The sequence below is a fragment of the Chloroflexus sp. genome (assembly GCF_034434295.1).
In the GTDB taxonomy this organism is placed as follows: Bacteria; Chloroflexota; Chloroflexia; order Chloroflexales; family Chloroflexaceae; genus Chloroflexus.
In genome coordinates, this window is the sequence record NZ_DAOTZQ010000041.1 from 18,134 (window position 1) to 43,861 (window position 25,728).

Genomic DNA, 25,728 nt, shown 5'->3' on the forward strand with positions numbered 1-25,728 from the left:
ACCGTAAGTGTACGCTGTTATCCTTGCAGATGTGCCTCAAGGAACCAGAGATCCTTATCGATAGCACGCGCAATCTCTGTCATCAAGTCAGCCGTTGCCTGATCGCTCAGCTCAGTTGCAAAATCGATCCCCTGGCGGGTGGTTTGGGCGTATGCAGCAAACCTGTCGGCGAGTGCGGCCACATGGCTCATGCCATCGGTAATATCGGTGGGGTATTCGGGTATCCGCGATGAGGCAGCGGCCATGCGAGCGGTGCCCAGTGGCATTCCGCCCAATGTGGTGATCCGCTCGGCCAGCAGATCGACAAACCCATTGAGTCGAGCGGCAAGCTCGTCGAAGAGTTCGTGAAGTTCCAGAAATTGCGGCCCTTTGACATTCCAGTGCGCCTGTTTGGCCTGACTCATTAGATCGAATGTGTCAGCCAGTTGTTGGTTGAGCATAGTAATCAGCGAGCGACGGTGCTCGACGGGAATGTCAATACGGGTAGCAAATTCCGTAGTCTGTGCCATGTCTTCCCTCCTTCCTCTTCTCGTCTTACCCAAAACCGCAGTGATGACGGCTGGTTGTAGCGATGACGACGGGAAAGAGTGTCATCACTGATACTTTTATCATACCAGAGTAAGGGTGGTTTTGCCAGTCAGGGGGGGTATACTACACGTGTGGAACGTGTCGTGATGGCAAAGATGCGATTCTCTGGTGCAACCCTCTAACTCTGACGGGTGCGCTGGGGGCAGATGCTGGTGTTGAGCGCGTTGCGGTGCCAGTGCTGGATGATGCTGGCTCACCATCTGGGAAGAATATCTATGAAATGTGTCGCCGTGGCAAAGATGCGATTCGCTGGTGCAACCCTCTCGCGCTGACGGGTGCGCTGGGGGTAGATGTTGGTGTGAAGCGCGTTGCGGTGTTAGTGCTGAATGATGCTGGCTCGACACCTGGAAAGAAGAACTAATGGGACGAATGTTCAGCCTGTTATTGCTGGTCATCGTTGGTCTGGGGGTGGGGCGGGCGCAGTCGACCACGACCATCTTTGTTCCGCTGGTGCAAACCCCGCCGCCAACAGTCGCTGGTTATCTGGGTGGTGGGCAAAACGATGTGTTGGTTGCCGTTAGCATCACATCTACCGGTGAGTTGATTCTGGCCGGTAATTTGCCCTCGTTAGCCGGTGTGCCGGAAGTCGTGCTGCCGGGAGGTGGTGCCGGCGCGTTCATTCAGATCGGGGCTGATGGCCGGCGTATCAGTCGTGTTATTCGGGTAGCCGCAACCCTCAATCACGCGGCGTTTGGCGGTGAAGGTGCTGCGGTTGGTTGCGGCCCAAACGGGGTGGTTGTGCTTGACGCCGACCTGACTACTGTGCGCTGGGCGGCAACGCCGGGTGAGGTCGTGCGCTGTGCGATTGCCCTGGATGGGCGAGTCGCAGCGTTGTTGACGACGCCGACCGTGTTGATATACCCGGCGAATGGTGGCTCGCCGCTAGCGGTCAACGTGGGCGGCACTGCCGTGCGTGATATAGCGATTGACTCAACGACCGGACTAGTGTTTGCTACCGGTTATACGCAGGCGGCTTCTGATCTGAAAGTTGCCTTTCTGCGGGCATATCGACTGCACGATGGTACGCTGGCGTGGCAACGCTATGGATTCAGTGCTGGTGTGGTGAAGGGCGCCGGGCTTGCAGCCGACAGTGAGGGGCGGCGACTGGCAATGGGTGGCGACGGGATGCTCTATGTTGCCGGCTTTACCGATGGCGGGAATTCGATCTTTGGCCGTGATCCTGCCGACATTAATCGTGTTCTTAGCACAAGCGAGTTGATCAAATACGATAGTTACAACAATCCGTTTAACATCAGCGGTGCCAAATCGCTGGCGTGGTATGGTCGCTTTGATCCAGCCAGTGGTACCCTGCTGCGTGGGCAGTGGTTGTTGACCCGGCTCAGTGACGGGAAGGGGAACTCGATCTCAATTCAGGGGCTGGCAGCGGCAGCCGATGGTACGCTGGCAGTCGTCGGTAGTGCAGCGTGCTGTTTGCAGGGGCGAAGTACCATGCAACTGTTTGGTCAGACGCTGGGAAGTTACGAGAGTGGTGAGCCGTTTGTGCTGATTGTTCATCCTGCGTTTATGCAACGCTACGTATGGACGGCGCTGGCAGCGCCAGGTGCGACTGCCGGTAGTTCGCCGGCGATTGCGGCAGCGATGACCGCTGATCGGATTGCGGTAGCGGTGAATTTCACTCCTGCCGGCTCACGGGCGCTGGTGACAACCGGTTATCCGGTATTTGCGACCAGTCTGGGAGGGGCTGATGGGTACTATGTGACGATGCCGTGGGGAAGGTAGCATACGGCATTGTCACTCGCGAGGCACACATTGCGCAAGAGCGAGTATAATGCCGATGCTCTGTACATGCGATTTGGAATGGGGTAGTCGTTGTGTCAACAGTTTTTCAAATAGCCATTGCCGAGATTCATCGGGTCACGACCGCGATCCGTGAGCAAATTGGCCGCGTTATTGTCGGTAAGGAAGCGATCATTGATTTGTTACTGGCCGCTTTGCTATGCGAAGGGCACGTGCTGCTTGAAGATGTTCCGGGTACCGGCAAAACGACGCTGGCGCGCACGCTGGCCGGTACGTTGGGATGTACGTTTCAGCGTATTCAGTTTACACCGGATTTGTTGCCGTCTGATGTAACCGGGCTATCGTTCTTCAACCAAAAGATCGGCGAGTTTCAGTTTCGTCCCGGCCCGATCTTTGCCCAGATTGTGTTGACCGATGAGATTAACCGGGCCACGCCGCGCACCCAGAGTGCGCTGCTCGAAGCGATGCAGGAGCGGACGGTGTCGATTGATGGTGAGACGCGCCCGCTGCCGCGTCCCTTCCTGGTGATTGCGACCCAGAATCCGATAGAGCTAGAGGGTACCTTCCCGTTGCCGGAAGCGCAGCTTGATCGGTTTTTGATCAAGGTTGCGATGGGGTATCCGAGTGCGGTTGAAGAAGAAGAGATTGTGCAGCGGTCGCTGACACCAGCCGGTAATCTGTCGTTGGCGCCGATGGTGAGTGCAGAGCAAGTCAGCGGGTTGCAGGAAGCGGTACGGAGGGTTGCGATCAGTCCACCGGTACGGCAGTATCTAGTGGCGATTACGCGGGCTACCCGTGAGCGGGCCGAGATTGAACTCGGCGCGAGTCCACGTGGTTCGCTGGCGCTCGCTCATCTGGCACAGGCGCGAGCAGCGATGGCGGGACGCAGTTTTGTGTTGCCGGATGATGTGAAGGCGATGGTGGTACCGGCGCTTAACCATCGACTCATTCTGACCGCCGAGGCGCGTCTGCGGGGACAGACGGCGACGGCCATTCTCGAACAGATTCTGGCACAGGTGCCGGTGCCGGTAGAGGGTGATGGAGTGACGGGGTGATGGTTGTGTATCGCTTGTCGGCAGTCCAGGCCGGTATGTGGAAGCATCGCCGGTCGGTCATGGGGCAGAGTGGTTGTGTCTCTGCGCCTGAAAGACCGCCACCGGGTATGAGGTTGATCGGGCGGACGGTTTTTCAGGCTGCGTTCTCTTTGACGAGAGGTACGTAACGGCAGGGGTACGCGCTGTGAGCTGCGCCGGATCGAGAGTACGGCTGGCGCGGCAGCCATGCTGCCGCACTCCAAACTGTACGACACGCTGGCGTGTGATACCACGGTGTGCGCAGTGGAAGCGCCGTTCTTCGTCTCTGCACTCAGGTTACTGTCAGCGTGATGATGTAATCACGAGCGATGTTCTGGTAAACCAGACGTGATAGTACCGCTGTGTTCTCTGTGCCTCAGTGGTAATTTGAAACAACTTAATCTGCCGATACGCGGCTGCTCTGTAAGCGCAAAATGGTAGGCCAGACCTCATCTGCCGGGAGTGGATGGGCAAACAGATAGCCTTGCAGGATGTCGCAACCCATACTGATCAGCGCCGAGCGTTGTTCAGGTGTCTCAACTCCCTCGGCAATCACTGCCAGACCCAGACTGTGGGCCAGGTTGATGATTGCGCGCAGAAGCGCACGGCTGTTAGTGACCATATTGCTTTGCTCGTCGATAGCCCGCACAAACGCCTGATCAATTTTCAGTGCATCAAGGCGAAGCTGGCGCAGATAGGCCAGTGAAGAGTAGCCGGTACCGAAGTCATCGAGCGCGATACGCACGCCAAGTTGACGTAATTGATCAATCTGGCGGGCGGCGTAGATCGGGTCATCGAGCATCACCCCTTCGGTGATCTCCAACTCAAGCCAGTTTGCTGGCAGTCCACTGGAATGTAAGATCGCAGCGATTTCAGAGACAAACTCAGGCCGTAATAACTGACGGGCCGATACATTGACACTGATGCGCAAGAGAGGGTAGCCGGCCTTGTGCCAGGCCATTGCCTGACGACATGCCTCGCGCAACACCCAGGAACCGATCTCGATGATCAGATCACTCTCTTCAGCAATAGGTACAAATTCACCTGGTGGGATCAGTCCGCGTTGGGGATGATGCCAGCGCACCAGCGCCTCGACACTAGTAACCTGCCCGCTGACCAAATCGTATTGTGGCTGGTAGTAGACCGTCAGTTGCTGACGTTCAACGGCACGCCGCAATTGGACTTCCAGTGCCAGCCGGGTATGGGCGCGGCGACTATGTTCGGGTCGGTAGTGTAAAAACCCGCTCCGTTTGAATTCTTTTGCCCGATGCATTGCACTGTCGGCATTTTTGAGCAGCGTCACACTATCGACGCCATCGCGCGGAAAAAGACTGATACCGATACTGGCGGTCAAACGCAGCTCCTGTCCTTCATGGATATACGGTGTCTGCAATGCATCGAGGAGGCGCTGGGCAGCAATATCGGCCAGCCGGGCATCGGGTAGATCGGGCATCAACAGCAGGAACTCATCTCCTCCCATCCGACCGAGGGTGTCTTGTGGACGGACGCAGGCGGCAAATGCCTGACTGACGTGTTTCAAGAAACGATCACCAATTGGATGGCCCAACGAGTCATTCACCTGTTTAAAGCCATCGAGATCGATGAAGAGTAAAGCAACCGTATGTCGGCGTTCACGCGCATCACGCAAAGCCAGCTCGATCCGCTCCTGAAGGAGATGGCGATTCGGTAGACCGGTCAGGGGATCGTAGCGCACCTGATAGTGGAGTTGGGCACTCAGTCGGGTATGATCGTCGATCAGGTTGAACAGATCGGTAATTACTTGGAGCAGGGACTGATCACGTTCTGGCATCCAGTCGGTCTGGGTATGGAAGATAGCCAGTGCACCATCATCACTGGCGAGTGGCCAGAGCCAGCAGCCGGTAACACCGTACTGGCTCAGTTCAGTCCAATGAGTATGCACATTAATCGAGATTGGGGTTGTGGTGCGATGGTGATGGGCAAGTAACTGTCGAATGCGTGCTTCAAGTCGTTCAGCTTCATCGAGCAGTCGTTCACTCGAAGCCGTTGCGTGCCCGTCAATGCCCACCCACACCAGCCAGTGCGGGCGCTGCCGTTCGATCAATGCCACCAGTTTTGTCAGCACCGTCGTTACCGGGCTATGTTGAAGCAAGAGTGACAGTATTTCTGAACGGTCAAGTTCGAGGAACGTTGCCAGTTTCTGCGCACTAATATCACGATGTAACGCGATGAAGTGGGTCGTTTGTCCGTAGTCATCGGTAACCGGTGACAAACTCAGATCAACCCAGATTGGTTCACCGATGCGCGTGTAGTAGAGCAATTCAAGGCGAATCGGTTTGCGCTCCTCCATGGCCTGCCATAGAGTATGCAGGCTCATCACATCGGTAGCCGGGCCGTGCAAAATGCGCAGGCTACGTCCGATCAACTCATGGGTAGCGTAGCCGGTCAGCCGGCTACAGGCAGCGTTCGCGTAGCGAATAAATGGTCCGGGTGAATACAGTGGCTCTGCATCGAGGATCAGTACAGCATCATTGGTATGGATCACAACCGATTCGAGTAAACGGAGGCGCTCCTCAACTTGCTTGCGGCTGGTAATGTCACGCACAACGATCAGCGTACCACCGTTGGCCAGTTCATCGTGGTGAAGCGGATCGATGCTGACATCGACGATCATCGTGCGACCATCAGATAAGCGGTGCAGCAGTTCGCCGCGCCACCCTGGCGTATGGCTGAGCGGATTCCATTCGACGGTCTGCGCGGGCAATGGCTCGGCGACAAACAGGCGTGAAAGCGGTTGATCCAGCACCTCGGCGGGATTGACTCCGTAAAGGTAGCCGGCCATGTCATTCAAATAGACAATTGCCCCACTGCGATCAGTGACGATCACCGCCTCGCTGATTTGAGACAAGACGTGGACTTGCAAATGGAGACGACGTTCGGCTTCAAGCCGGTCGGTAACATCGTAGCCAAAAGACAGCACTTGCGGCTCACCGACACCTTCGATCAAAACCCCCTGTACCTCTACTGTACGCACCACATGATCACGGGCATAGATGTGATAGCGCATGGGAGGAATTGGTTGACCGTTGCGTAATGCCTGCCGGCGTTGCCACATAGTGGTGTGTTCGTCGGCAGACAAAAATTCGGTAATTGGACGGTTCAACAGCTCTTCAGGGGTGGTCACACCAAAAATGCGGGCGCCAGCGGGATTGCAATAGCGAATGATGCCGTCGGGCAGGCTGCTGATGATGATCATCATCGGGGCTAGTTCGAGAAGCTGGCGATAACGTACCTGATGATTACGCAATGCATAATTCGCAGCCAGTAATGGGGTTATGTCGTAGCCACTTAGCACAATGCCGCTGATGCCGGGGTGCTGCTGACGATTGCACAATCGCAATTCAAAAAGACGCCAGCTCCCGTCGTGATGCCGCAATCGCACCCGGAGAGGCTGGGTCTGACATTGACCGGCTATCAGTTGACCGAGATGTTGTTCAACAATGGCGGATTCGTCAGGATGGACTAATTCGCAGAAGTGGTGGTTGAGAATGGCAATCGGTTCGTAGTCGAGCAGGGTAATAAAAGATTGATTGACAAAACGAATAGTATGATCAATATCAAGAATAACAATGATTTCAGCGATACATTCCAACAAACCTCTCCAGGTCGTTGAGATATCATCGTAAGCGAATTGAGACGAGATAGTGTTGTCAGTCATACTGGCAGTGATAATATGCTGATTTCTTTACCGACCTCACGAGTATACCGCTTTTACTACGTTGTGTCACAATAGTGTATACAGAAATAGATACCTACTCCTGCATGAAAAATTATTTACTCAAGCAGGAGCAGTCATCGGTGCACTCAGCTACATATCTGGCGATCAGGTCAGTAGTTGCCACAAATCGAATCCCAATGAGAAGAGAATAATGAACAGAATAACGCTGGAGAGTGGCAGCATATCAAACCGGCGTGGGTGACGGGTTTGCCAGAAGTAGCGTAAACTGCGCACGAGCATGGTTATTGCCAGCAGATCCAGTACAATAACGAGGGGGAGTGAAATATCAGTTGTCAACCCGATAAGCGGTAATACCACCGGTAGCAGCACATACTGAAGTGTGCAGCGGGTCGCCGAGATGAAGAGTGAGAAACTAAAGGCTCGTTCGCCCGGCGTTGCCGGCACCGCTTCCGCTTCCTCGTCACTCACCTCATCGTTCAGCGATACTTCGGTTGATGCCGGTGGCGGTGAGAGGAAGAGTAACCGGTCAAATACTCGGTCAAGGGTATCGGTAAAAGCTGACATAGGCATTGTTACGTGGACAAACTATGAACTACACTCTACTATGCATTATACTGCGTTTTCCTGCAATGCAGTGCAGGGTAATGGAAGTAGATTGGAAAGTTGAACTACGCGATGATCCAGATGATAGGTAAGCGTGGAAAGCCCTCGCTTCGTGCTCATCTGTCTGATCGCCGCTCTGTTTACGATACGCTCATCATCGCACACCGGTATTGCAGTATACTGATACCAGATGCATGCTTTTGATACCGTGTACACACGTCTATGCGTTATCTCAAACCGTTTCTGGTCGTCCTGCTGCTACCACTAGCCGGATTATGGTGGTTCGGAAGCAATGTCTTGATAACCGAATGGCTGCTCGGTCACAGTGAAGGTTTTCAGCGCTTCGTCATTTGGCTCATTTCTACCTTACAGAGTAGCGGTTACGTCACTATCATTTTGCTCGGTGTAGGGTATGTTCTCATCAGCCTGCTTGAAATGATCTTGTGGCCAACCGGTACGCTGGCCCGTCGCTGGGGTATCTCGGCGCTGATCTTCTGGCTGGCCCTGGCTGGGATCGAGGCTATCGGTGTCTTCAACGGCTATAGCATTCGCTACACTGGAATGTTAGCGATAGATGGCATGCCACCGCCGGAGTGGGGGCGCTGGCTCAGTGGCATTCCGGTTGCGTTGTTGTGTGCATTCGCTCCTGAAGGGCTTATTCGTTGGGCCTTGTTACAGGTTTGGGCCTGGTGGCGGCAGTGGTTTGTCAGGCCGGTGGTGGTGGGAAAAGGGTAAGGAGGGTTACTGTACAATACTCACTCCTACGAAACCCAAGTTGCCACTTACACTGTGAGCAGGCTACGTGAGACTGACTGCCGTGATGAACAGCACGGCGCTGCGCACAACACCGTGCCGTGTAACTGAACTGTATGAACCATGTGGGTAGTAGCCAATTCCCATCGACGCGCTACGTCACGCCTTAAGGTAGCAACTCGGGTTATGCCCATCCTCTATGGTGATAAAGGTAGCAACTTGGGTTACGTAATATTCTCTTCGATCAACCGCTCAACAATCACCACATCGCGCCAGCGCCCATCAAGACGGGCATGCTTCTCGTAGATACCGACCTCGCGGAAACCAACGGAAGCCAGCATCGCCCGACTGGCCGTATTTTCCACGAAGACCCGTGAAAGCAATTTCCAGAAACCGGCCCGGCTTGCCGCTTCGAGTAAGGCCAGCATCGTCAGCCGACCGATACCTCGCCCGCGCCACTCACGGGCCACGTACACCGAAAACTCGGCGACACCGGCATAACACTCACGTGCCCGGTACGGAAAGGTAGCGGCGAAGGCCACCACATGATCGTTAACAATTGTCACCACAATTGGAAAGCGGTCGTTGAACCATGCTGCCACGTCTTGCGCAGTGCGGGCATTGGTCTCGAAGGTGGCGATGCGGTCGGCGATGCCCTGGTTGTAGATTTCAGCAATCGCTGCCGCATCGTGTGGGTTGGCCATGCGAGTAAAAACACTATTCATCGATTCACATCCACCACCACCCGCCCATGGGTCTGGGCGTTGGTAATCTGTTCGGCATACGCCGGCAGGTCGGCTAAAAGGTCCTGACAGACAATTTGTGACGACTAAAATGCATGTTATATCAAATCTTGGGTGATACTGCGCATCATTAATATAGCACCAGCGGTGACGTGATCCGCAGGTACCCGCTCCCTCCACGAGTGCTCATGGATCACCTGCGGAACGCGGATGGACGCGGATTATTAGAGTGCAGACCTATGCACTGCATCCTAATCAGATTTGGTATTACTTGATCGCAACATCAGTCCCAATCTGGCAGAACGTTTCCTGCACTTTGTCTGCAAGAGTGGAATCGACCATCTTTCTGGTGCAGGTAAAAAAGCAGTTTGCTGCTAAGCCTGTCTAACAACTTCGGTAATGAGGCTGGCGGGGGTATCCGGCAGCATTAGGAAAGGTTTACACTACGATACTACTGGAAACCATTGTTGTAATACCGAACGAAACTTGTTGAATGCCCGTTCATTGACTTGCAGGCTTACCCGTTCGGCCAGCTCGCGAAAGACAGATGGAGAAAAAGGCCGTCGGGCACGGTACAGCGCGGCTTCCAACGCTTCTTTGGGGCGCAGAGGCTTGCCGGTAGGAGTACATTCAAAATCCACCAGCACTCTCTCCAAATGTTCCTGACTTAACCCCAGTACGCCGGGAACGTGAGGCGAACGTGACCAGACCCAGACCTCTAGCTCTGGATCGAAAACAACAGCCGCACAACGACTTGCTCCTGCGTCTGCGATCCAGCCGTTGCGCTGTAAACGTGTTTCCAGATCTGCCTCCATCTGCACGGCGGTTTGATGTCGTTCCTGACCAGAACCTTCCAGATCCAGCATGACCAGGGCATAACGAGCTATCTTGAGGTACGGCTTAAGAATATCCTGCGCCTATCGATAGACGCGGGGGTTTCGTCCAGGATAACGGATAACGCTATTGGTAATACGCCGGATATGAAGAGACTGATAACGCCTTTCTAGCAGCGTGCGTACTGCTGCTTCAGCGTCAGCATCAGCCACAATCACCACCAGATCGATCATCCCAACACCCCGGCAGCAAACAAAGTATCCAGTGACGTTTCGCGCTGCCATTCGCGCAAAACGGGATGGAACGGTCCATTAACAATATCTGTCGCCCCAGAAGGTGTCTTGCCGAAGACAAGCAAATCCTCTGGCCGGGCCAGGGCCAATACGAGCGGCGAATGCGTCGCCAGAAAAACCTGTCCGTCGTAGACCGAACGTAAGGCATTGAAGACCGCTTCAACCGCTTTCGGATGGATACCGTTCTCTGGCTCCTCAATGATGAAGACCTGATGTTGATTGGGCAGGTAAGCCAGCAGAGTCAGTGCCAGCAGGCGTAGTGTTCCATCTGAAAGTAGCCAGGCCGGTACCGCGACGCCATTGCGATAGGTGAGAACCAGATAGAATGAGCGGTCTTCGGGTCTCTCAGTAACGCCAACCGCTTCCAGGTCTTCAAGGATTGTTTGTAAATGGTTCGTCCACCAGCTAAAGCGTTGGGCATCAGCCTGCAACAATTTGACCATAACCGGCAGATTGGATCCATCAGCTTGAAATGTGCGCGGGGCATCCGATGGACAGACACGGCGCATCAACGCGCTATTGAGCTGTAAAACCTGGATGTTACGTAGCATCGCCTGCCTGAACCACAACGCCGTTGGGAAACGATCCTGATCTTCGGGAATACCGCTGAGCGCCAGACGCTGTGGCGAAAAGCGCAGCATAAAGTTCCAGTCGGTTTTTTCAGATCGGAAATAATCATTACCGCTCTCGACAACCTTACGGACGATCAGGCGGTACCCGGCAGGGGGTTTCTTGCGGGCCGGTCGAACCACTATCCCGTTTCCCGTCGGTTCTGTTGGGAACAAGACAGGTGCTTTTGGGGGAGCGGGTGGTGACATCTGTGTGTTGACCATCCACAAATTTTCCCCCGCGACAGCGATAGCACCACTGACATCAAGGCCAATCCCAACCTCATATCGCATACGGTCGTAACCGTTAGACTTGAGATCGTCAGGTAATTGCACCTCGACGGCAACCTCGAAACCTTGATCGGCCTCATTAAGCCATACCAGCTCTCGCAAACTGCTGGCACGTCTGCGGATGGCTCGCTCAACATCAGTTTCCAGCGCATCCCGGATAAAGGCCAGACTGTCCAGGAAAGTACTTTTACCGGAGGCATTCGGCCCGATCAGAATGTTGAACGGTGAGAGCGAGATACTGGCATACTTAATGCACTTATACCGGGCTATTTCGACCTTTTGGAACATATACTTCCTCGTGGAGCATAGGTTTTATCCTGCGCTCCTGCTACATCTATACCAATATCGTATCTCATACGTCTCTTCAGGATGAAATCGGGCTGCAGGATGTTGCACCACAGGTAGTTCAGGATGATCACTTGCGGCATTCATCACTGCATAAAAGTAACACTCATGTCAGCATTTGGTCTAAGCCCCTCTCCCTGCACGCAACACTGTAGCCACAAACTCATTCTCAACTACTGCCAGGTGTAGCTTTGTATTGGGATGTTGCTCAATCAGCTCCCTGGCCCGTAGCACCCCGCTGCCCAGGCCGGTGACCAGCCCGGCGCGGCTGAACATGGTGTAGAGGGTTGGATTGCGCAGTACATGAGCGGCACCCAACAGAATGGCGTCGATAGTAACCGAATTCGGTAATCCACCTGGCGTCCGTATTTCCAGTCGGTCATCGAAGATCAAGACGCGAACTGGTGCAGCCAGCGTGTAGTCACGATGAACCAGCGCATTCACGATCAGTTCACGCAGTGCCTCTTCAGGAATCTCCGGTTGTTCTTCAGGTTCAAATCCGTGAATCACATGTGGGCTGCGTAGATGAATACGGAGGAAGCGAGCTGTATCTTCCAGTATGTCAAATAACGTTCCGCCAATACTCTTGGCATCAGAAGGAGGTGTGACCAGGCTTGTACCGTCGATACGAGCGGCGCTAATCCGGGCATACGGGAAGAAGCGCTGAGGGTCGCGACCGAAGCAGAGCAGACCGGCTAGCGTCGGGTGGCGTTCACCGTCACGCTCTTCCAGTAGACGCATGTTTTTTAACAAATGTTCAATCTTTTGCTCTGAACCAATTTCACGCTGATAAGCCCGCCGAAAAAAGTCGGCAAATCGTTGCTCGTCCAGATCGCGCAACGTAGCCCGCCGAACGACCGTCTCATCGTAATAGAGGCTCTCCGCTGACTGAAACAGACGGAGGAGTTCCTGGTGCGAGGCACGTTGGCGGCCCGTAGTGGTACGGATGAAGTAGTCTCCTCTGTTTGTACGGTAGGGACGCTGGTCACCCTTCGGAATATTGACCACCACTACCACACGGCCATCATCAGTACGGACAGTTTCTGGCAAGACGGTCAATGGTGGCTCGCAGTTTTGGTATGCGATCTGTTCGACTCGCTGCATCAGACGGTCAGGATCGTCTACACCTGTAATAGTGCGATCATTGCTTACACCAAATATCAATTGCCCACCATCAGTATTAGCGAATGCCACCAATGCTGCCGCAATGTCGTCAGGATGAACGCCCTGCTCCTTAAATTCGGTATGGATGTCTTCCCAGCGGATGATGCGCTGTTGTAGCTCCCACAAATCCATTGTTATGCCCTCCCGTTCCCAACGTTCAGGCCATACTTCTCGGCTCGTCGGCGGAACGCTTCGTCACCACCCTCCATGACGCGACGGACAATATCCTGAACGTTATGGTTGTCAATCGCCCCCTGTATGAGCGGCGATGATTGGCCTTCGCGTACTTCAAGTGCCACGATCAGCTCAGCATGGCCTAAAACAGGAATATTCGGGTTGTGGGTAGCGACGATAATCTGGCGTTTCCCCTTCTGCTCACGCAACAATGGTACCACGTCATCGAAGATGAAGCGATTGTCCAGATCGTCCTCTGGCTGGTCGATCAGCAGAAGCCGATCATGTTGTGTGAGCAGGATCAGTAGTAATGCAGTTGCCCGCTGTCCGGCAGAAAGCTTCTCCAGCGGAATCCAGACATCGTTTACCTTGAGTCGCACTTCAACGTCGTCTTCTGGTGTCAACAGCTCCAGATCGTAGAGTCGGTGAGGATCGAGGAAACGGATCATTTGTTGGGCGCGGGCATTGGTGAGACCGGCTTTTGCACAGAGTACCTGTTCACCCTGACGAACCCATTCGGCCAAATCAATGCCATCGGTAGCTTTCTCAGCTACCTGGCGCAAGGTGTTCTTGTCCAGCCCGGAACCGCTGAAGAAGCTGATCAGCATGTCACTAAACTCTTTTCGTTGACTGCGATATGTTACTTCCACCGAAACCCGATCCTTCAGAGCCTCCGAAATAGTCTTTGCCTGTTGCTGACGTAGCAAAAATACCTGCCGACGTTGCTCGCGTAGTTCGGCTAGTTTCTGCTGTCGCTCTTGTTGCAAGTTGATAAGAGCCGCTTCCTCGCGCTTGAGTAACTCAAGCTGAGGGCTGAGTGTTGCCTGCTCTTGTGTCAGACGAATCAGATCGTCGGGATCAAGCGATTGCGTTCCCAGTTGCTGCTTGATCCGCTGAATTTCCAGGTCGAGCGGTTCTCGTTCGCTGTCCCAACGCTGTAACAACTGATCAAATTCATCTAGCGTCTGCGTAATACTCACTTCACCTTGCTGTTGATACGTTGTCGGTCGACACGGTGCTAGACACAATCACAGAGGCGTCTGCGTAATACTCACTTCACCTTGCTGTTGATACCTTGCGAGTGTTGTTTGCAGGTGCTCCAACAGGTCTGCGGCCATTTGAAGTAAATGTTTCTGTGCACTCTCGGCTTGCTTCAGTCTTGCCTGAGAATCTTTCAGACGTTCCTGTAGCCGTGTTTGCAGCTCGCGCCAGTCCTGTTGTAATCGACCAATTTCTTCATGGGCAAGCTTGAGTCGCTCAGTATCGTTTGTCAGTGCTGTGGCCTGATGGAGTTTTTGCGCAATCCCATGTTGTCGATACAGCTCTATCTTATGCTCTATTTCTTGCAGACGTTTTTCCAGATCTTCCCGCTGAGCGAGTCGTTCCTGACGCTCCAAAATAGCGCGTGCGTTACGCCGCAATTCCTCTTCAAGTTTTCTGACCTGGCGCAATTGCCTGTCTGCATGACGTCCAGTAATCTCGTCCAGTAGACGACGACGTAGCCTCGGTGATTGAGAAACTTCGTACATCTCGCGTTGACCGAAAAAGAGTGGCGTTTCCCGCTCACCCAGCACTTCGTGAGGAGACAGTTGTACCAATCGTTCGTTCTCGAACACTTGTGGCGCTTCACCCCAGACGCGCTCAATGCGATATACCCGTTCCACACCGGTACTAATAACTTGCCGTAGAGTCAGGATCGCTTTGCCGCCGCTGCCCAAGGCATAGTGTACTAACCCTTCCCGGTACTCGGTAGGCGCAAAAGACTCTTGATTGAACAGAAAGCGCAGTGTTTCCAGCAAAGTCGATTTGCCCACTCCACGCCCTCCGATCACGACGTTAAGTTCAGGGCTGAAAGCCAGTTCTAGCCTACCAAAAAACCATTTCCTTCAATGATAAATTGTTCTATGTGTGTATACGCCGCACGTGGTGGTTCCCCTACTCGCACGAGTAGGGCGTTATCACGCAGTGCCAGACGGATAGCACGCAAATCATCGAGGGCACTGAGTTTGAGATACATACAGCGCACCTGTCCGTTGCACGCCTTCGTTCCAATCTCTTCTACACTATGGTTGTCACTGTTCTCAACGGTGGCAATTCTGTCCAGAATCTCTTTCGAGATTTTGGCAGTACTCTGCAGGCGCTGGCGGTCATTTTCCGTGAACGACTCGATGGCTTCCGGTGATACAGCAGCGATCAACTCTGCCGCTTCACCTGTTGTGTAAGTCTTGAACAAACCGTTACTATCATTAGGATGGGCAAAGATGAACAGACAACCTTGCTCCTGGCGCAGACGGTTTAGACATTCGGCCAGAGCAGTCTTCGGTTTCAAATCACGATGTTTGCCATTGGTCAGAAGTGGTAGGGTCGTATCATAGTCCAGGAGTTTATCAATAGCACGGTTAATCGCCTCTGGATCGGCATCATAGGGAAAGATCGCCAGAATGTGGAGACCCTGTTTTCCTGCTATACCACCACCAAATGAGAGTTCTACTCCCGGATAGATATAAATGCCCTCTTCTCTAGCAGCAGCGCGAATTGGTATGAACCACTCTTCCCGAATTTGCTGATAATCGGTAATCGCAGCAACTTCAATACCCTGATTTTGTAACTGTGCTATATAACGGCGAATCAACTCTTGTTGGTCATCTGTTGAAAGACCAGTGGGCATTTTGAAAGAGTGCACACCTGGTGAATGTAAGTGTAAATCGACACGTACCCAACGGGCACCACGATAGGAAGGCTGATTCATCTTCATATAACCTTTGTGACAGTTTTGCTACGTCTCAATGACAACCGGTCTAACAGGCGGAATGATTGACAATGTACCACAGAATATGCTTCATTTCACTACTCATATCACATTTGGTTTACTGCAAGTCGTTGCTCGTAACCGCACCATCACGTTGGCGGCGATCTGAGTGCGGATATGGAAAACAGTATTTCCGCTGTACGCGGTATTTTTACGACGACGACACGGACTTCCGTAGATGCACAACCCGCTTCATTGCTTCACATTCACTACCATCTGCCCACGAGTTATGCATCATTGTGCCAGTGATAAGTTATCTGCGGGTGTCCAATTTCTCCACGAGTGCCTGCGGATCACTAGCGGAACACGGATGTACGCGGGTTTGGCGGATGCACGCGGATTATTGGCGTGCGTACCGTAGGCCAAAATTGAGCAATAAGCCGATCTCGATGTCAGTTGCTTTGAGATAGTTGAGTAATTGTGCTTTGTGTTCTGGAGATAAGGCTTTGCCGGATTTCAGTTCTACAATGACCTTGCCGCCAACCATCAGATCGGCGAAGTAGTATCCTACAAGTTCTCCATGATAGTAAACTCGAACAGGTGTCTGTTGCTGAACAGCAAACCCGGCACGAGTCAGTTCATAAACTATGGCATTTTCATAGACTTTTTCCAGAAAAACCATAGCCCAACGTGTTGTAGACAGTATAGAATGCTTTGATAATCGCCTGAGTAATTTCCTGATGCAGCATGTTAATTCTCGCTAGTATTGATCCCGATTACCACCAATACCCACGAATACAGCCTTCACCACATCCGCGTCCACCCGCCCAATCCGCGTGTATCCGTGTCCTATCCCCCTCTGCCCAGAGATACTCGCGGATGGGTGCGGATACAGCCTCTACACCCATCCGCGCCCATCCGCGTCCCATCTCCCCGTGCTCACCGATGCCCGCAAATCCTATCGCAAGCACATCCGCGCCCATTCGCCCAATCCGCGTGTATCCGTGTCCTTACGAAACCCGCTTCATCGATTCACATCCACCACCACCCGCCCACGGGTCTGGGCGTTGGTAATCTGTTCGGCATACGCCGGCAAGTCGGCGAAGGGGATAACAGTTGTCATCCGTTCCAGGAGATCGGGTGAGAGGTCACGCGCCAGTCGCGCCCAGGCCGCGAGGCGTTCTTCACGCGGCACCATCACCGATTCAACGCCGATCATGGTCACGCCGCGCAGGATGAAGGGGTAGACGCTCGTCGTAAACTCGGCACCACCGGCATTCCCACAAATGGCAACCGCACTGCGCATCGCCATGGCGCGCAAGACGCCGGCAAGCACGGCGCCACCCACCGTGTCTATTGCACCGCCCCAGCGTTCGCTTTCGAGGGGTCGGCCAGGGCCACTGAGCACACTGCGGTCGAGAATGGCACTTGCTCCCAGTTCACGCAGATAGGCTTCTTCGTGAGGACGACCGGTTGCAGCAACAACCTGATGCCCGGCTTTGGCCAGTAAGGCAACGGCAACGCTGCCCACCCCACCGGACGCTCCGGTTACGAGGACTTCCCGCCCAGGGATGAAGCCATGCCGCTCTAGCGCCAGCACGCACAGCATTGCCGTGAATCCCGCTGTGCCGATGGTCATTGCATGTTTGAGACTCATACCCTCTGGCAATGGCACCAGCCATTCGCCTTTGACACGGGTGTACTGGCTGTAGCCACCCCAGTGTCGCTCACCAACACCCCAACCGGTCAGCACAACCGGATCACCAGGACGGTATCGCGGATCGGCAGACTCAACAACGGTACCGGCAAAATCGATGCCGGGTGCTAATGGGCTGCTGCGCAAGATTTTGCCTTTACCGGTGATTGCCAGGCCATCTTTGTAGTTGAGGGTCGAGTAGGCAACTTTGACCAGAACGTCGCCGGCAGGTAAGGCACTGAGCGGTAGTTCGCGAAACTCCACCCGCCGACCATCGCCTCCCTCTTCTACGACCAGTGCTGTAAAGCGTTCTTCACTCATCTCGCCAGCTCCTTTGCTCCTCATCGGAGAGAGTCACTCTCTGGTTTGAACCCTAATCTGCATGCTGTACTGTCGATTATAATGAAGGAAGGAATCTTTGCCAACTGGAACCGCTTTATCACCCGTCACGGAGTTCGTATGATCCATGCGCTTGATCACGTGGTCGTTTTGGTTGATCAGTTGTCATCGGCGGTAGCTGCATACACTGCTGCCGGATTCGTCGTTGCGCCGGGTGGCGAACACGCCGATGGTGCGACCCACAATGCTCTGATCAGCTTCCCCGACGGTACATACCTCGAACTGATCGCATTTCGCCGGCCTGCCCCTGAGCACCGCTGGTGGCGACACGTAGCTGCCGGACCGGGGTTGATCGATTTTGCTCTATTGCCGGTCAATACCACAATTGCCGTCGCTGCGGCAGCCGACCGTGGACTGATGATGAATGGCCCGGTAGCTGGTGGACGTATCCGCCCTGATGGGTTAAGTCTGGCCTGGGAGACGGCCTGGCCACCCAGCCCTGATTTGCCGTTTTTGTGCGGTGATGTGACCGACCGTTCGTTGCGCGTACCCGATGCCGATTTCTGGGGGCATACAAATGGCGCACGGGGGATTGCCGAGGTGGTAGTGGCGGTGGTTGATCCGGTGGCAAGTGCCGGTCGCTATGCGATGCTGTTAGGAATCACGCCGCAGGCGGCCCCGGCTGAAGTACGGATTCCGCTGGGTGAGAGCGAGATTGTGCTGCGCGGTCCCGATTCAGGCGATCAGCACGTGCTTGATCGATTGGCTCGTCGCGGTGAAGGCATTTGTGCCGTGACGCTGAAGGGGTTACACTTTCCCGATCTCACGACGACGCTTGGGGCAGCGATTATGGCTGCCCGTGTAGTGTAGGATAGTACATTCGTGGCTGCCGAGTTTGAACGTTTCGGCCAACGGGTGCGCGCCGAGAGAGGTGGATTTTTCGACCGCGACCGCTCGATTACGCTGGTGCGGGCACCGGGGTGGGTTGATCTATCGGGGGGGATCGTCGCTGAAGCCGGCATCCCAACCTTGCTCTGGCCAACCGGTGGTGGCGTGCTGGTGGCCCTTCAGCCTGACCCCGAACCGATCATTCGGATTCGGGTTGGTCAGCGCACTGATTCGATTCCATGCACCGCTCTGTTTCTCCCAGGTGGACCACGTGAATATGCCGATGCGGTAAGTGAGATCGACCGTCACTGCCCGCCACGCAGTCCGTGGTGGGAACCGGCTTTGATAGCCTGGGTGGCCTTGATGCGGGAAGAATTTGTTTGCTTCGGTGGCGGGGCGCGAATCCTGTTACAGCCACAGGCGTCGCCGGGTAGCTCTGCAACCGTCATTGCCGCCTTCGCGCAGGCGCTGGTCACGGCGTATCAGGTTCATCTCGCGCCACGCGAACTGGCGATAACCTGTGCCGAGGGCTTGCAGCAGATCGACAGTCGCAGTTTTGACCTCATCGGTACGCTGACCACCGTCTGTGCTCCGGCAAACGAAGTGATGATGGTCCACCCACACACAGCATCAATTAGTGGGAGTGTCCATCTTCCGCCAGGTTGTGCGATCTGGACGCTGCGCGTTGGCGAGGAGTCGCGTCAACTGCCATCACGGTTGCGAGCAGCGCTGGCGTTCCTCGATCAGATCATCGGCGAAGGGGGCATTGTCGACAGTGAACCAGGGACCAGACTGGCTAATCTGAAACTAACCGATTTTGTGCGCGATGGCCGTCTACGTCTGCTCGCTGCGATGAATGCACATTCCGATGTGATCGGCGAACAGCACGCAGGCTACTCTTTGCCGGCACTAGCGGCTTTTGCCCTTGCCGAGCAGCAGCGTACACGCCTTATGCTGGCCCTGCTGCGGGCAGCGGCCAATCGGACCCAGCGTGAAGATGATCTGCGGTTGATCGGTGAATTGCTGACGCAGAGCCACTGGGAGCAGGCTGCCCTTGGCTTGACCGACCCCCACGCCGATGCCCTTGCCACCCGGATGAGCAGTTCGACCATTTTCGGTGTGCGCCAACCGGTGGCTGCATCGCAGGCGATACTGGTCGTTTTTGCGCGTAGTGATGCCGAAGCTGATGTCAGACGGATTGCTGTGGAATATGAGGCAATGGCTGGCGTACCGGTAACGGTTATCGGTGGCAGCCTGGCAGGTGTCAGTATGGGTGGTGTGCGCAGCGGGTAGAAGAGCACCCACGTGCGATGCAAGTATACATAAAACATGTCACAGGAACGTTCTTGCCCACAATGTAGTTCAGCAGTGCCATCTGGTGCACAGGCATGCCCTCACTGTGGCACGCAACTATCGGAAACAGCCGTGACCTCAACTGGCGCGATGCTGTCATCAATGATACCGTCCTTTATCCGCACCGGCAGGCAAACACCGATCCTGCTTATGGTTAGCGTACTGGTGCTGATCATTATCGGTAGCGCTGCTCTCGTCACCTGGATGAATCGTCGCCCCATAGTTGCCCCGTTGGTGGTACCTACAGCGTCTGGTACATCACTCCCGCCATCGCCTACCGCTATCAGGAGTGCGAACAGTCAATCTACCTCGTCCGACGCTGTAGGCATGACGCAGACGGCTCAGGCGCGCACAGCGCAGGCGCTGGTGCAGATGGCCGCTACCCAAACAGCGACGGCACTCCAGACTGAATTAACGGCACTCTTTGCCAATGCTCAGCGCGTCTTTTACGATGAATTCGTTGATAACCGCAATGCCTGGTTTACCGGTGTCTTCCAGGATATTGAGCTTAATCTGATCGAAGACGGGGTTTTCAAGGTATTATGGTCAGGTAAGGATACGTCATACGAAGTGTACGAATTGAGTTCATTCACCGACTTTATCGGTGAAGTTGATTGCCGGATTGCTCGTGGCGGTGGTGACGGGAGTTGCGGCCTGATCTTTGCCCAACAACGCAACGTTGGTTTCTACAAGTTTGAATTTTTTATCGACTATTATCGTCTCTCCATCATCCTTACCGAAGGTGAGCCGGTTATCCTGGCAGAAGGTGATCCGCGCCGTATCACGACGGTGGCTGATCAAAATCGCTTACGGGTGATCAGACAGGGTGAGCGTATCCGGCTGTTTATCAACGATGCACTGGCTGCCGATCTGCGCGACAATACCCTGGGTGCTGGGCGGGTAGGTGTCTCAACGGCCTGCTACAATGCCGAAGGTGGGGTCGAAGTCCATTTCGACAATTTCGGTATCTGGTCGCTGGCGTCAGGTTCATGAAGGGTTGACCGATGCAATCGCCTTTTCCCCATCTGCTTGAGGAGTTTGTCGTTGTTACTGCCCCGATTGATCGGGTTGAGCGAGTGATGACTGACGAGGCGTTGATGCAACGCTGGATGTCGCCAGCAGTTCAGTTCACACCGCTCGACGGCTGGCAATTTGAACGTGGAGTGCGCTGGCGGCTGCGCCTTACCGGGGTTGGGCCGCTGCTCGAAGCCGGTTATGTAGTTATAGAACGTCGCCCTGGACTGATACTCTGGGCATTCGATGGTTTCTGGGAGGGATTCGATGCCTGGCAGTGGCTGCCCTGGCAAAAGCGATCCGATCAAACGCTGATTCATAACCGGGTTGAATATCGATTACGGGTACCTGGGCTTGATCTGATCTGGCCGTTGACCGTTGCTCCATTGATGAAGCTGGACGCACAGGCACAAATGGTGCGGTTGCGTCAGGTGTGTGAACAGCAAGAGGTGTCTCGCTACTCATAATATGCTACAAAATTTAGTCGTGTTGATCTATCATCGTCGTTCTCTACAGATTGGAAACGCGCATGCGAGCTTCATCTGCTTCAGACAACAATCCAGTTGTGGATACCGGAACAGTTGCCGGTGAGCTAGCCGAATACTTTGATCGGCGAAGTCAACGACGGCGGTTGTTACCGCTGGCAATGCTGGTTGGCTTGTTGGCTGGAGTCTGTACAACCCTCTTTCGCTGGATGCTTAGCATTGGTGATAATACGCGAACAATGCTTATTGAATGGAGCCATCAACTACCGCTTATTGGCTGGCTGATACCGGTTTTATGGACGGTTAGCGGAGCGACCCTGGCGGTTTGGTTAACGCAGCGTTATGCGCCAGAAGCCGGTGGGAGCGGCATCCCTCATATTGAAGCAGTGTTGCATCGTTTGCGCGATCTGCGCTGGCAGCGAATCATTCCGGTAAAGCTGATCGGTGGGACGCTGGCAATTGGTGGCGGGCTGACGTTAGGGCGGGAAGGTCCAAGTGTCCAGATTGGTGGTGCAGTTGGTGGTGGGGTGGCCGATCTGTTACACAGCGGACCGCGTGAACGCCTTACGCTGATCGCTGCTGGCTCTGGTGCCGGGCTAGCCGCGGCCTTCAATGCACCGCTGTCCGGTCTGATTTTCGTGCTCGAAGAGTTGCAGCGCGATTTTCGACCAACCGTCTTTGGTGCGGCATTTGTTGCCGCGGTGGTTGCAAATGTCTTTACCAGATTTTTCACCGGACAATTACCGGTGTTTACCATTCCTGATCATCCGATCCAGCCGCTGTCTACCTTACCGGTCTTTGCGCTACTCGGTATCGTGTGTGGTTTGGCAGGAATAGTATTTAATAACGTCTTGATGCGAACATTGGCATATACCGATAGGTTACACTATCGTCATAAACTTCTTTATGCTGCTATAGTGGGTGCTGTGGTTGCCCTCGTCGGGTGGTGGATGCCCGATGTGATCGGTGGTGGCCATTACCTTACCGAGCAGGTATTGCTTGGTCAGATCAGTCTTGCTGTCATACCAGTTCTGCTTTTGACCCGCTTTACCCTGACGATGAGCAGTTACGCAACAGGGGCGCCTGGAGGAATCTTTGCGCCGTTGCTGGTATTAGGGAGTATGATCGGTTATGGTGTTGGTGCTACGGCACACCAAATGACGCCGGCATTCGTTCCTGATCCAACAGTGTTTGGTGTCGTTGGCATGGCGGCTCTGTTTACTGCTATTGTACGTGCCCCCCTCACCGGCATTGTGCTGATTGCTGAAATGACTGGTAATTACAATCAGTTACTGCCATTGTTGATCGCCTGCTTTCTGGCATATGTTGTAACTGAGGTGTTTCGGGATCGCCCGATCTACGAGGCATTGCTCCGCCGTGACTTGCAGCGCACCAAAACTGAACACCAGCTTGACGAACCGGTCGTGCGCGAATTTACTGTGGCACCCGGTGCACCCTTTGCGGGCAAGACGATTCGGGAGTTGGGACTACCACCAGGCTGCATTATTGTTCGCTGTCGTGATGGCAGCCGGGAATGGATTGCTACTGCTTACACCCGTCTGGAACCACATATGCATCTAACGGTATTAATTGCACCAACGGCTGTCAATGCTCTCTCTATCCTGGAGAAAGGATGTTCGCCATCGGAAGTATTGGTATCCGAGAAGATGTAAGCACAGCAAGCGTAGCGCACACATTGTCGTCTGGTGCCCTGATCATCATTACCGGGATATTGAAGATAGAGAAGTGAACTCTACCGGATATTGATATCAAGATACACAGCCGACAATCCTCGTAGTTAGACGATGTGAATGTAGTCGCGATGCCAATACTATCGCAAAGGTAGTTACCTTACAAGAACGTATCTCATAGAAGGTGTACTGTTGTGCTCTCCGAGCATTATGCAGACTTATGAACGCTTGCCAATCACCAACGACATTCACCCTGCTCCTGGCCCGTTGGCAGAGCACAGCTCCGGTCATGCTGGCATAAGCTGGATTGGTTGCCTTGCCCGCCTGTCATACCCGTGTGTCGCACCGTTTGGCGTGCGGTAGCATGGCTGCCACAGCAGTCGTGCTCACGATCCAGTGTGCGTCACACCATTGACCCTGCCCGTCACACGATGCTGGGTGTGCTTGTCACAATCATAAAGTCGGCTAGTAATGAATGAGATAACAGCTAGCAGACGTTTTTGAAATAGGTTCTGAACCGTCATATGTGAACCTCCAATCCAGGGCAAGACTGGCAGAAAGGAATCGTATGCTTCCCCTTACAGACACCATCCCTTCCCGTACATTTCCGGTGGTAAACTGGGCATTGCTGGTAGCGAATGTTATCGTCTTCCTGTTGATGGTTGGGAATGACCGGCTTACCGAAGCCTGGGTCGCGACCCTGGCCCTCGTACCGGCACGCTTGCTTGCCAATCCGCTTGATCCTACCCAACTGCTCACCATTTTCACCTCGATGTTTATGCACGGCGGCTGGTTTCACCTCTTCAGCAATATGCTGGCACTGTACATCTTCGGCGACAATGTTGAAGATCGGATGGGGAGTCAGCGTTATCTGATCTTCTACCTGCTGTGTGGCGTGGCTGCCGCATTTGCGCACATCCTCTTCAATCCGACCTCACCGATTCCTACCGTTGGTGCCAGTGGTGCGTTGAGTGGTGTACTGGCAGCGTATCTGCTGTTCTTTCCAACAGCACGGGTAGTTACGCTGATACCGATCTTTTTCTTGCCATGGCTGGTCGAGATACCGGCTATTATCTACCTGGGTCTCTGGTTTATTTCGCAACTGGCAAATGGTCTCTTCTCCATTATCATCGATGTTCAGGAGATGGGTGGTGTAGCGTGGTGGGCGCATATTGGTGGGTTTGTGGCCGGCCTGGTGCTGGCTCCGTTATTTCGGCAGCGGCGTTATGTACGACGCTACTATCTCGATGAGTATTATCCCTGGTGAGTGTGATGTGAGGAGCGTTGTATGGATTTCTTTTCACTGCTGTGGTTGTTCTTCATCATCTCATCGTTGCAGCCGGTGATCAGGCAGCGTATGCTCGATGCTGCGCGTCAACGTCTGCTCGAACAGTTGGAACGAAAGCGTAAGAGTCGGGCGATCGTCCTGATTCACCGTCAGGAGACTATGAGTCTGCTCGGTTTTCCGCTGGTGCGCTATATCAACATCGAAGATTCTGAAGCGGTGTTGCGGGCGATTAAGATGACGGATCGCGATATTCCGATTGATCTAATCCTGCATACGCCGGGCGGGTTGGTACTGGCTGCCGAACAGATTGCCCGTGCCCTCACCAAACACGCTGCGAAGGTAACTGTCTTCGTTCCGCATTATGCAATGTCTGGCGGAACCTTGATTGCGCTGGCTGCCGATGAGATTGTGATGGACGAGAATGCCGTGTTGGGGCCGGTTGATCCACAGTTGGGCCAGCACCCAGCCGCTTCGATCTTGAGTGTTCTTGAGCGCAAACCCCTGAGCGAGATTGATGACGAGACGTTGATGATGGCCGATATTGCCGAAAAGGCTATTCGCCAGGTTAAGCGCACCGTTTGTGAGTTACTGCGTGATAAGATGCCGGTTGAACGGGCCGAAGAGGTAGCCCATACCCTGGCCAGTGGGGTATGGACTCACGACTATCCGATTACGGTCAGCGAAGCCCGCGAATTGGGTTTGCCGATCAGCACTGAGATGCCAGAAGAGATTTATCAGATCATGGCGCTCTACCCACAAACGGCTCAGCGCCGACCATCGGTTGAGTATATTCCAGCACCACGCTCACGCCAGTCTAGCGTTTGACGTACATCAGTGATGGTTTCATCTGCGTATTGGGTGAAGGGCGAGACGCTAATCGCTCTTCACCGCTGGCCACAGCACCTCGCCCCGGCGACACCCGCCCCCAGCGGGGGCGGGAGGGGGAGGGGGCGTGTCGGCGAACCCTGCTGGCCACAGCACCTCACCCCGGCGACACCCGCCCCCAGCGGGAGGGGGAGGGGGCGTGTCGCCGATCACTACCGGACCTGGCACCAGCGTATTACGCTCACCCGGTAGCATACACGCAAACACCCCCTGAACGACTCGCATCGTTGCACCGGCGTTGCCGTCCGTTCCTGTACTGCTCGTCGCTGTGGAATGGCACCACCTCAGCCGTGAACAGTCGCATCTGCCTTCATTAACACACCGCTAACAAACTGTGAATGTTCAATAAGCAATCTCCCCTTGAAATCTGGTCTCGACCCGATATAATACTCCGT

The 25,728-nt window shown here is 54.3% G+C and carries 22 protein-coding genes; 10 read left to right on the plus strand and 12 right to left on the minus strand.

Annotated elements, in window-relative coordinates; all coding sequences use genetic code 11:
• Nucleotides 1–17 precede the first annotated feature (17 nt).
• Entirely contained in the window at nt 18–509 is a 492-nt protein-coding gene (gene dps, locus VAE57_RS06185) for a DNA starvation/stationary phase protection protein Dps (RefSeq protein WP_322821015.1), read from the minus strand.
• 439 nt (nt 510–948) lie between these two features.
• Here dps and VAE57_RS06190 point away from each other — a divergent pair, with 439 nt between their 5' ends.
• Nucleotides 949–2,328 carry a hypothetical protein gene (locus VAE57_RS06190; RefSeq protein WP_322821016.1) on the plus strand — a complete coding sequence of 460 codons (1,380 nt, stop codon included), beginning with the start codon at nt 949–951 and terminating at the stop codon, nt 2,326–2,328.
• 92 nt (nt 2,329–2,420) lie between these two features.
• Nucleotides 2,421–3,401 carry a MoxR family ATPase gene (locus VAE57_RS06195; protein ID WP_322821017.1) on the plus strand — a complete coding sequence of 327 codons (981 nt, stop codon included), beginning with the start codon at nt 2,421–2,423 and terminating at the stop codon, nt 3,399–3,401.
• 415 nt (nt 3,402–3,816) lie between these two features.
• Here VAE57_RS06195 and VAE57_RS06200 read toward each other — a convergent pair whose 3' ends face one another.
• Nucleotides 3,817–7,116 carry an EAL and GGDEF domain-containing protein gene (locus VAE57_RS06200; RefSeq protein ID WP_322821018.1) on the minus strand — a complete coding sequence of 1,100 codons (3,300 nt, stop codon included), beginning with the start codon at nt 7,114–7,116 and terminating at the stop codon, nt 3,817–3,819.
• Nucleotides 7,117–7,281: 165 nt separating this feature from the next.
• Nucleotides 7,282–7,701, minus strand: coding sequence for a hypothetical protein (locus tag VAE57_RS06205; protein WP_322821019.1), 420 nt, complete (start codon nt 7,699–7,701; stop codon nt 7,282–7,284).
• A 261-nt stretch (nt 7,702–7,962) separates the two neighbouring features.
• Between VAE57_RS06205 and VAE57_RS06210 the strand changes: the two genes are divergently transcribed.
• On the plus strand, nt 7,963–8,475 hold the full coding sequence (locus tag VAE57_RS06210) for a hypothetical protein (RefSeq protein WP_322821020.1): 513 nt from the start codon (nt 7,963–7,965) through the stop codon (nt 8,473–8,475).
• Between the two features lie 242 nt (nt 8,476–8,717).
• Here the strand turns inward: VAE57_RS06210 and VAE57_RS06215 are convergent, their stop codons facing one another.
• The 9 genes from VAE57_RS06215 to VAE57_RS06255 all read right to left on the minus strand — a co-directional run bounded on the left by VAE57_RS06215 (nt 8,718) and on the right by VAE57_RS06255 (nt 17,711).
• A complete protein-coding gene (locus VAE57_RS06215; RefSeq protein ID WP_322821021.1) occupies nt 8,718–9,218 on the minus strand; it encodes an arsinothricin resistance N-acetyltransferase ArsN1 family A in 501 nt (166 codons plus the stop codon).
• 461 nt (nt 9,219–9,679) lie between these two features.
• The gene (locus VAE57_RS06220; RefSeq protein ID WP_322821022.1) at nt 9,680–10,102 is read right to left on the minus strand and encodes a hypothetical protein; all 423 of its coding nucleotides are present in this window, start codon (nt 10,100–10,102) and stop codon (nt 9,680–9,682) included.
• A gap of 197 nt (nt 10,103–10,299) precedes the next feature.
• Nucleotides 10,300–11,550 carry a methylation-associated defense system AAA family ATPase MAD3 gene (mads3, locus tag VAE57_RS06225; RefSeq protein ID WP_322821023.1) on the minus strand — a complete coding sequence of 417 codons (1,251 nt, stop codon included), beginning with the start codon at nt 11,548–11,550 and terminating at the stop codon, nt 10,300–10,302.
• A 180-nt stretch (nt 11,551–11,730) separates the two neighbouring features.
• Nucleotides 11,731–12,903 (minus strand): RNA-binding domain-containing protein, encoded by a 1,173-nt coding sequence (locus tag VAE57_RS06230; protein WP_322821024.1) that lies wholly within the window; start codon nt 12,901–12,903, stop codon nt 11,731–11,733.
• 2 nt (nt 12,904–12,905) lie between these two features.
• A complete protein-coding gene (locus VAE57_RS06235) occupies nt 12,906–13,925 on the minus strand; it encodes an AAA family ATPase (protein WP_322821025.1) in 1,020 nt (339 codons plus the stop codon).
• 48 nt (nt 13,926–13,973) lie between these two features.
• Nucleotides 13,974–14,759, minus strand: coding sequence for a hypothetical protein (locus VAE57_RS06240; protein WP_322821026.1), 786 nt, complete (start codon nt 14,757–14,759; stop codon nt 13,974–13,976).
• 47 nt (nt 14,760–14,806) lie between these two features.
• Nucleotides 14,807–15,694, minus strand: coding sequence for a hypothetical protein (locus VAE57_RS06245; RefSeq protein WP_322821027.1), 888 nt, complete (start codon nt 15,692–15,694; stop codon nt 14,807–14,809).
• A 400-nt stretch (nt 15,695–16,094) separates the two neighbouring features.
• Nucleotides 16,095–16,376 (minus strand): GxxExxY protein, encoded by a 282-nt coding sequence (locus VAE57_RS06250; RefSeq protein ID WP_322821028.1) that lies wholly within the window; start codon nt 16,374–16,376, stop codon nt 16,095–16,097.
• A 342-nt stretch (nt 16,377–16,718) separates the two neighbouring features.
• A complete protein-coding gene (locus VAE57_RS06255) occupies nt 16,719–17,711 on the minus strand; it encodes an MDR family oxidoreductase (protein WP_322821029.1) in 993 nt (330 codons plus the stop codon).
• 138 nt (nt 17,712–17,849) lie between these two features.
• On the opposite strand from VAE57_RS06255, the gene VAE57_RS06260 reads away from it, so the two are divergent.
• From VAE57_RS06260 to VAE57_RS06290, 7 genes are all read left to right on the plus strand, one after another.
• A complete protein-coding gene (locus VAE57_RS06260; protein ID WP_322821030.1) occupies nt 17,850–18,599 on the plus strand; it encodes a VOC family protein in 750 nt (249 codons plus the stop codon).
• 12 nt (nt 18,600–18,611) lie between these two features.
• Complete coding sequence (locus VAE57_RS06265; protein ID WP_322821031.1) at nt 18,612–19,910, plus strand: hypothetical protein; 1,299 nt, start codon at nt 18,612–18,614, stop codon at nt 19,908–19,910.
• A gap of 162 nt (nt 19,911–20,072) precedes the next feature.
• Nucleotides 20,073–20,963 (plus strand): hypothetical protein, encoded by an 891-nt coding sequence (locus VAE57_RS06270; protein WP_322821032.1) that lies wholly within the window; start codon nt 20,073–20,075, stop codon nt 20,961–20,963.
• An 11-nt stretch (nt 20,964–20,974) separates the two neighbouring features.
• Entirely contained in the window at nt 20,975–21,451 is a 477-nt protein-coding gene (locus tag VAE57_RS06275) for an SRPBCC family protein (RefSeq protein WP_322821033.1), read from the plus strand.
• Nucleotides 21,452–21,513: 62 nt separating this feature from the next.
• Entirely contained in the window at nt 21,514–23,142 is a 1,629-nt protein-coding gene (clcA, locus tag VAE57_RS06280) for a H(+)/Cl(-) exchange transporter ClcA (protein ID WP_322821034.1), read from the plus strand.
• 586 nt (nt 23,143–23,728) lie between these two features.
• Complete coding sequence (locus VAE57_RS06285) at nt 23,729–24,427, plus strand: rhomboid family intramembrane serine protease (RefSeq protein ID WP_322821035.1); 699 nt, start codon at nt 23,729–23,731, stop codon at nt 24,425–24,427.
• Between the two features lie 21 nt (nt 24,428–24,448).
• A complete protein-coding gene (locus tag VAE57_RS06290) occupies nt 24,449–25,273 on the plus strand; it encodes an SDH family Clp fold serine proteinase (protein ID WP_322821036.1) in 825 nt (274 codons plus the stop codon).
• The last annotated feature ends 455 nt before the right edge of the window (nt 25,274–25,728 follow it).